Annotated in this window: 7 protein-coding genes; 6 read left to right on the top strand and 1 reads right to left on the bottom strand. The window is 53.5% G+C overall.

The genetic code is table 11. The features are described 5' to 3' along the window. Nucleotides 1-71 precede the first annotated feature (71 nt). Genes pstC through LBJ25_06485 form a run of 6 tightly spaced genes read left to right on the top strand, consistent with a single transcriptional unit; the run spans nt 72 to nt 5668 of the window. A complete protein-coding gene (gene pstC / locus LBJ25_06460; GenBank protein MDR1453595.1) occupies nt 72-962 on the top strand; it encodes a phosphate ABC transporter permease subunit PstC in 891 nt (296 codons plus the stop codon). Nucleotides 963-981: 19 nt separating this feature from the next. Next, nucleotides 982-1839, top strand: a complete 858-nt coding sequence (pstA, locus tag LBJ25_06465) for a phosphate ABC transporter permease PstA (protein MDR1453596.1) — start codon at nt 982-984, stop codon at nt 1837-1839. 12 nt (nt 1840-1851) lie between these two features. Then, a complete protein-coding gene (pstB, locus tag LBJ25_06470) occupies nt 1852-2604 on the top strand; it encodes a phosphate ABC transporter ATP-binding protein PstB (GenBank protein MDR1453597.1) in 753 nt (250 codons plus the stop codon). Nucleotides 2605-2619: 15 nt separating this feature from the next. Continuing rightward, nucleotides 2620-3276, top strand: coding sequence for a phosphate signaling complex protein PhoU (gene phoU / locus LBJ25_06475; protein ID MDR1453598.1), 657 nt, complete (start codon nt 2620-2622; stop codon nt 3274-3276). A 2-nt stretch (nt 3277-3278) separates the two neighbouring features. After that, nucleotides 3279-3959 carry a response regulator transcription factor gene (locus LBJ25_06480; protein MDR1453599.1) on the top strand — a complete coding sequence of 227 codons (681 nt, stop codon included), beginning with the start codon at nt 3279-3281 and terminating at the stop codon, nt 3957-3959. After that, the gene (locus tag LBJ25_06485; GenBank protein MDR1453600.1) at nt 3950-5668 is read left to right on the top strand and encodes a HAMP domain-containing protein; all 1719 of its coding nucleotides are present in this window, start codon (nt 3950-3952) and stop codon (nt 5666-5668) included. The genes LBJ25_06480 and LBJ25_06485 overlap by 10 nt, the downstream gene beginning before the upstream one ends. Nucleotides 5669-5719: 51 nt before the next feature. Here the strand turns inward: LBJ25_06485 and LBJ25_06490 are convergent. Then, nucleotides 5720-5984, bottom strand: a 265-nt coding sequence (locus LBJ25_06490) for a hypothetical protein (protein MDR1453601.1), incomplete at its 5' end; no start/stop codon positions are given.

Raw genomic sequence — 5984 nt, forward strand, 5'->3', positions numbered from 1 at the left:
TATTTACCTTAACCCAATCTTAACAATTCCTTAATATTTAACAAATTTTTAATAATTATACTTTGGCACAAATGTTGTCAAACTTGAGTTTGCAAACCAAAGAAAATATTTTTCAGCAGATACTGTCAAAATCAGCGCTTTTCGTGGCGGCGGTTTTGAGCTTGTTTTTCTTGACGCTTTTGCTGAAATCCCTGCCGGCGCTCTGGTCCAACGGTTTTAATTTTTTCACCGGCACGGTTTGGGATCCGCTGACCGGCGAATACGGCGCGTTTTCGCTGCTGTACGGCACGCTTTTAACCAGCGTTGGGGCTTTGCTTTTGACATTGCCTCTGGCGTTGTCTATCGCGCTTTTTCTCGGCGAATTTTTCCGCCAGGGTCTGGCCGCTTCCGCTCTGCGCTTGTCTGTGGAATTGCTGGCCGGCATCCCGTCCGTGGTTTACGGTTTTTGGGCGCTGTTCGTTTTGGTGCCGCTGATCCGCCGTCTGGAAACAACTCTCGGCATTGTGCCGTTCGGCGTTGGCATTTTGACCGCGGCGCTCGTGTTGGCGATCATGATAATCCCTTACGCGGCCTCTCTGTCCGCCGAAGTCATCAAGCTTGTGCCGCAGGATATTCGTGAAGCCGCGTACTCGCTGGGCGCGACGCGCTATGAAGTTATCCGCCGCGTGATCCTGCCTTATGCCCGGTCAGGCATTTGCGCCGGAATTCTACTGGCTTTTGGCCGGGCCTTTGGTGAGACGATGGCCGTGACGATGGTCATTGGCAACGCCAATAAAATGCCGGCCTCGCTGTTTGACACCGGCAATACTATGGCCAGCCTGATCGCCAATGAATTGGCCGAAGCGACCGATCCGCTGTACGTTTCCAGTTTGGCGCAGATCGGCTTGCTGCTTTTGGCCGTGTCCGCGCTGATCAATCTGGCCGGCCGATCTATCAGTAAAAAATTTAGCGTGGAGACGTGAATATACGATGGTTAATACGATGACTAATACGATAAATAATACGCTACGCTGGCGGCAATTACTGGACAAAGTTTTTTTCGGAGTAATTTGTTTTTTTTCAGCCTTGTCCGTTTTGCCGTTGATCTTAATTTTGGGCTATTTGCTGGTCAAAGGCGTGACCTCGCTAAACTGGCAATTTTTCTGCCGCGTGCCGCAGCCGCTGGGCGAGACCGGCGGCGGTATCCTCAACGCGCTGTGCGGTTCGTTGCTCTTGCTGGCCGTAGCTTTCCTGCTGGCTGTGCCGCTGGGTTTGTTTGTCGGCATTTACCTCGCGGAAAATAAAAAAAACCGGCTGGCGGACTGCGCCCGCTTGTCTGTGGAGATTTTGCAGGGCGTGCCGTCCATCGTTATTGGTCTGGTGCTCTACACCTGGCTGGTCCTGCCGCTCAAATCTTTTTCCGCGCTGGCCGGCGGCGCGGCTCTGGCGCTGATGATGCTGCCGGTCAGCGTGCGTTCGACAGAAGAAACTCTGCGCCTGATACCGCCAGAGCTTAAAGAAGCCGCGCTGGCGCTGGGTGTGCCGTATTACCGGACGATCCTGCGCGTTGTTGTGCCGTCGGGGTTGAGCGGCATTGTCACCGGCGTGCTGCTCAGTCTGGCGCGCGTGGCCGGCGAGACCGCGCCGCTTTTGTTCACGGCTTTTGGCAATCCTTTTTTGAGCCTGGCTTTATTCCAGCCGATCGAGTCTCTGCCGCATTTGATTTTTTATTACGCGACCAGCCCTTATGCGGAATGGCACCGCCTGGCCTGGGGCGCGTCTTTTGTGCTGGTGGCCGGCGTGCTGTTTTTAAATCTAGCCGCCAAATTTTTGACCCGCCGCTGGCGCGTGCAGTTTTGAGAAGGAGAGCAGATGTCTATTTTGGCAATTCAAAATCTCAATGTGAGTTTTCTGGAAAATACCGTGGTCAAAAACGTCTCTATGGATATTGAGGAGAAAAAAGTCACGGCGATAATGGGGCCGTCGGGCTGCGGCAAGACAACAGTTCTGCGCGCGGTCAATAGGCTGCACGAGCTTTCCGCGCGCGCGCGCGTTACGGGCAATGTCCTGCTGCACGGCGAAGACCTTTACGCGCTGGACGCGATACTCGTGCGCCGCCGGATCGGCATGGTTTTTCAGCGTCCCAATCCTTTCCCGACAATGAGCATTTATGACAATGTGATCGCGGGTTATCTGCTCAACGGCCTAAAGCTCAGCCGGCCGGAAATGGATGATTTGGTCGAGACCGCTCTGCGCTCTGCCGCGCTCTGGGACGAAGTCAAGGACAGTCTGCGCCGGCGCGGCGCGTTTCTCTCCGGCGGTCAGCAGCAGCGGCTCTGCATTGCCCGCGCTCTGGCCCTGCGGCCAGAAATTTTGCTGCTGGACGAACCGACTTCCGCGCTGGATCCCAGGGCGACGGCGAGCATTGAAGAGCTGCTGACACAGCTAAAAAAAACCGTGACACTGATGCTGGTTACGCACAATATCGCGCAGGCTTCGCGCGTTTCGGATTTTACGGCCTTTATGTATCTGGGCGAGCTGGTGGAATTCGGCGCCTCGGCCAAAATGTTCACCACGCCGCAGGATAAAAGAACGGAAGAATATTTGACCGGAAAATTCGGCTGAACGAAAGGAGCAAAAATGTTGACGGAAAAACTGTTGGATCTGAAAAAAAATCTGCTGGAATATGCCGCGCTGGCGGAAATGATGGTGGCGGACGGCATACAGGGACTGCTGCAAAAAGACGAAGCTAAATTAAAAAATATTCTGGGAAAATATGAGCCGCAGGCCAATTTCAGAGAAATCGAACTGGACGAAAAATGCACGAGTCTGCTGGCGCAGTATCAGCCCAAAGCCAAAGATTTGCGGACGATTTTAATGGCGCTAGGTATGAACCGCGATCTGGAGCGCATCGGCGATCATGCCGTGAATATCGCGCAAAGCGCGCTGTATCTGCTGGAACGTCCGCCATTACAGCCGCTGCGTGACCTGCCGCGCTTGAGCGGTCTGGTCAACGGCATGCTGCGGGACAGCGTCAACGCTTTTCTGCAAGAAAATTCCGTGCTTGGCAAAAATGTCTGCGGGCGCGATGACGAGGTGGATAAACTGCGCGCGCAGATTTTGCGCAAATTAATTGCCTGCATGTCTGCCGATACCTCGACTATTGAGCGCGCCCTGCATATAATTAGAATATGCGGCAATCTGGAGCGGATCGCCGACCTGACGACTAATATCGGTGAAGAAGTGATTTTTATGGCGGAAGGCCGGGTGCTCAAACATCATCAGGGAGAAAAATAAAAATGCCTTTGATCGCGGTGCTGGATGATGAGCCGGATATTCGGGAGCTGATTTCCCTTAATCTTAAAAAAGCCGGATTTAACGTAAAAGAATTTGCTGAGCCGAAAACTTTTTGGCGTTATCTTAGCGCGGATTTGCCGGACGCGCTGATCCTGGACTTGATGCTGCCCGACATGGACGGCCTCGAGATTTGTAAGCGGCTGCGCGGCCAGACCCGCACGGCGCGTCTGCCGGTCATTATGCTGACCGCCCGCACGGAAGAGATCGACAAGATCATCGGTCTGGAGCTCGGCGCGGACGATTATGTGACCAAACCTTTTTCGCCCAAAGAATTAGCCGCGCGGGTGAAAGCTTTGCTACGCCGGCGGGAGAGTCCGACGGAGCAGAAAGTTTTGCGCGTCGGCAAAAATATTGTGCTGGATCCGGAAAAATACGAGGTCTTAATAGAGGGACGCCCCGCGGAATTGACCAGCACGGAGTTTAAGATACTGCAAATGCTGGCTGAGAAAAAAGGCGTGGTGTTTTCGCGCGATAAAATTTTAGACCGGCTCTGGGGCAATGAAAAAACCGTGTTTGACCGCACGGTGGATGTGCATGTCAAGCACTTGCGCGCCAAGCTAGGCCGGTACGCCGCCTATCTGAAAAATATCCGCGGCGTGGGCTACAAATTGGAATGGCAATGAAGCGCAATATTCTGCGCCGTTTGTTCGGCGGGTTTTTTCTGCTAACGCTGGTTTTGCTGCTACTGTTTTTTGCCGTCTTGTTTTTTTCGTTGAAAAATGATTCGGCGCGGCTATTAGGTGAAGAATATAAAAAATATTCCGAAGCGCTGGCGGCCAATCTTGCGCCGCGGCTTGCCGCTCCAGATCTACCCGGCTTGCGTCAGCAGGTTTTAGCTTTGAACCAGCGTGCCCAGTGGCGGCTGACAGTGATCTCCGCCGACGGTTGGGCGCTGGCCGATACGGCCGCCGATTCTCAAACTATGGAAAATCATTTTACGCGGCCGGAGTTTTTAGCCGCGCTGCGGGGCGAGAGCGCTTACGCCGTGCGTTACAGTCAGACACTGGGCAGAGATTTTTTGTACGCCGCCGCGCCTATTTACGCCGGTGAAAAAATTATCGGCGCGGTGCGGATCAGTCTTTCCCTGCAGCGGGTTACGGTTTTGTTTTGGCCGCTGATCAAAACGGCCTTGCTGGGCGCGCTGGTCTTTTATACGCTGCTGTTTTTGCTGGCTTTCCGGCTGGCGCGCCGCATCGCTTCCTCGCTGAATAATCTGGAAGATGCCGCCAGCCGCGCGGCCGGCGGTGATCTGACAGCGCGGGTTTATTTGGCTGACCGCGATGAATTTCAACCGCTGGCGGAAAAATTTAATCAAATGGCCACGCAATTGGCCGGCTCGCTGGCGCAGATCCGCCGCCAAAAGACCGAGCTGGAAACTATTTTGGAATCTTTGCCGCACGGTTTGCTGGTCGTGGACGGGCAGGGACGGCTCAAATTGAGCAGCAAAAGCCTGCGGCGGATAACCGGCGTGGACGAACTGGCTGGGCATTTTTACTGGGAAATTTTCCGCGGCGCGGAATTTAGCGCGCTGCTGGAGCGGGCCGCGCAGGATGGACAAAATCATTTCGGCGAACTGCTCAAAAACGGCCGTTGTTATGCGGTTAGCGTTTCTCCTCTGCCGGAAAATGATCTGGTTGTCCTCCTGCAGGATATTACCGAGACGCGTGAGCTGGAACGCATCAAGCGGGATTTTGTGGCTAACGCCGCGCATGAGCTGCGCACGCCGCTGACCGCGATCAAGGGCTTTGCGGAGACTCTGGAGGACGAATTATCCGCCGCGCAAAAACATTATGTGGCGGTGATTAAAAATAACACCGAGCGTTTGATCAATATTGTGCGGGACATTATGGCGCTCTCCGAGCTGGAAGCCGGCCAGACGCTGGAAAAAGAAAAGTTAAATTTAAAAACTCTGCTGGCCGGCCTGCAAAATATTTTTGCGGCGCGGCTCAAAGAAAAAGGGCTGGCTTTTTCTATAGTAGAAGAGACGCCGGTGGAGACCCGCGGCGATGTTTTCAAGCTGCAGCAGGTCTTCATTAATCTCCTTGATAATGCCGTGAAATATACGGAGAAAGGCGGAGTGACTGTGCGGATCGCTAAAACCCCGACGCGCGCTGTGGTCTCGGTGGAAGACAGCGGCACGGGCATACCGCCGGCGGAGCAAAGCCGCATTTTTGAACGTTTTTATGTAGTGGATAGATCCCGCTCGCGCGCGCTAGGCGGCACCGGACTGGGCTTGTCCATTGTCAAACATATCGTGCTGCTGCACAACGGCGAAATTACGGTGGAGTCCTCGCCGCGCGGCAGCAAATTCATTGTCGCTTTACCGCTATAAAAAACAAAGGCGCGTTTTTTATTAGCGCGCCCTTGCCTCAAAACCTAAGAACTAGATTTTACTAAGCGTATACGCTGAAACCTGGCCGTCGGTTATGGTAAGCTCACTTTTTACAAAATAATCTGCCGCACCGTTATAGCCACCAAATTTTAGGGTATAAGCGCCATTAGTAAACGGAACATGCGCTTCCTCCATTGCTCCTTCGATATCACTCGAGATCAGCAGCCACCATTTATTGGCGGCAACATCACCATTCCAAGAAAGCTTATTAGATGGATAATATTCTAGGGCAGCTCCTCCGCCGGACATATTAAGC

This window comes from Candidatus Margulisiibacteriota bacterium, assembly GCA_031268855.1.
Classification (GTDB): domain Bacteria; phylum Margulisbacteria; class Termititenacia; order Termititenacales; family Termititenacaceae; genus Termititenax.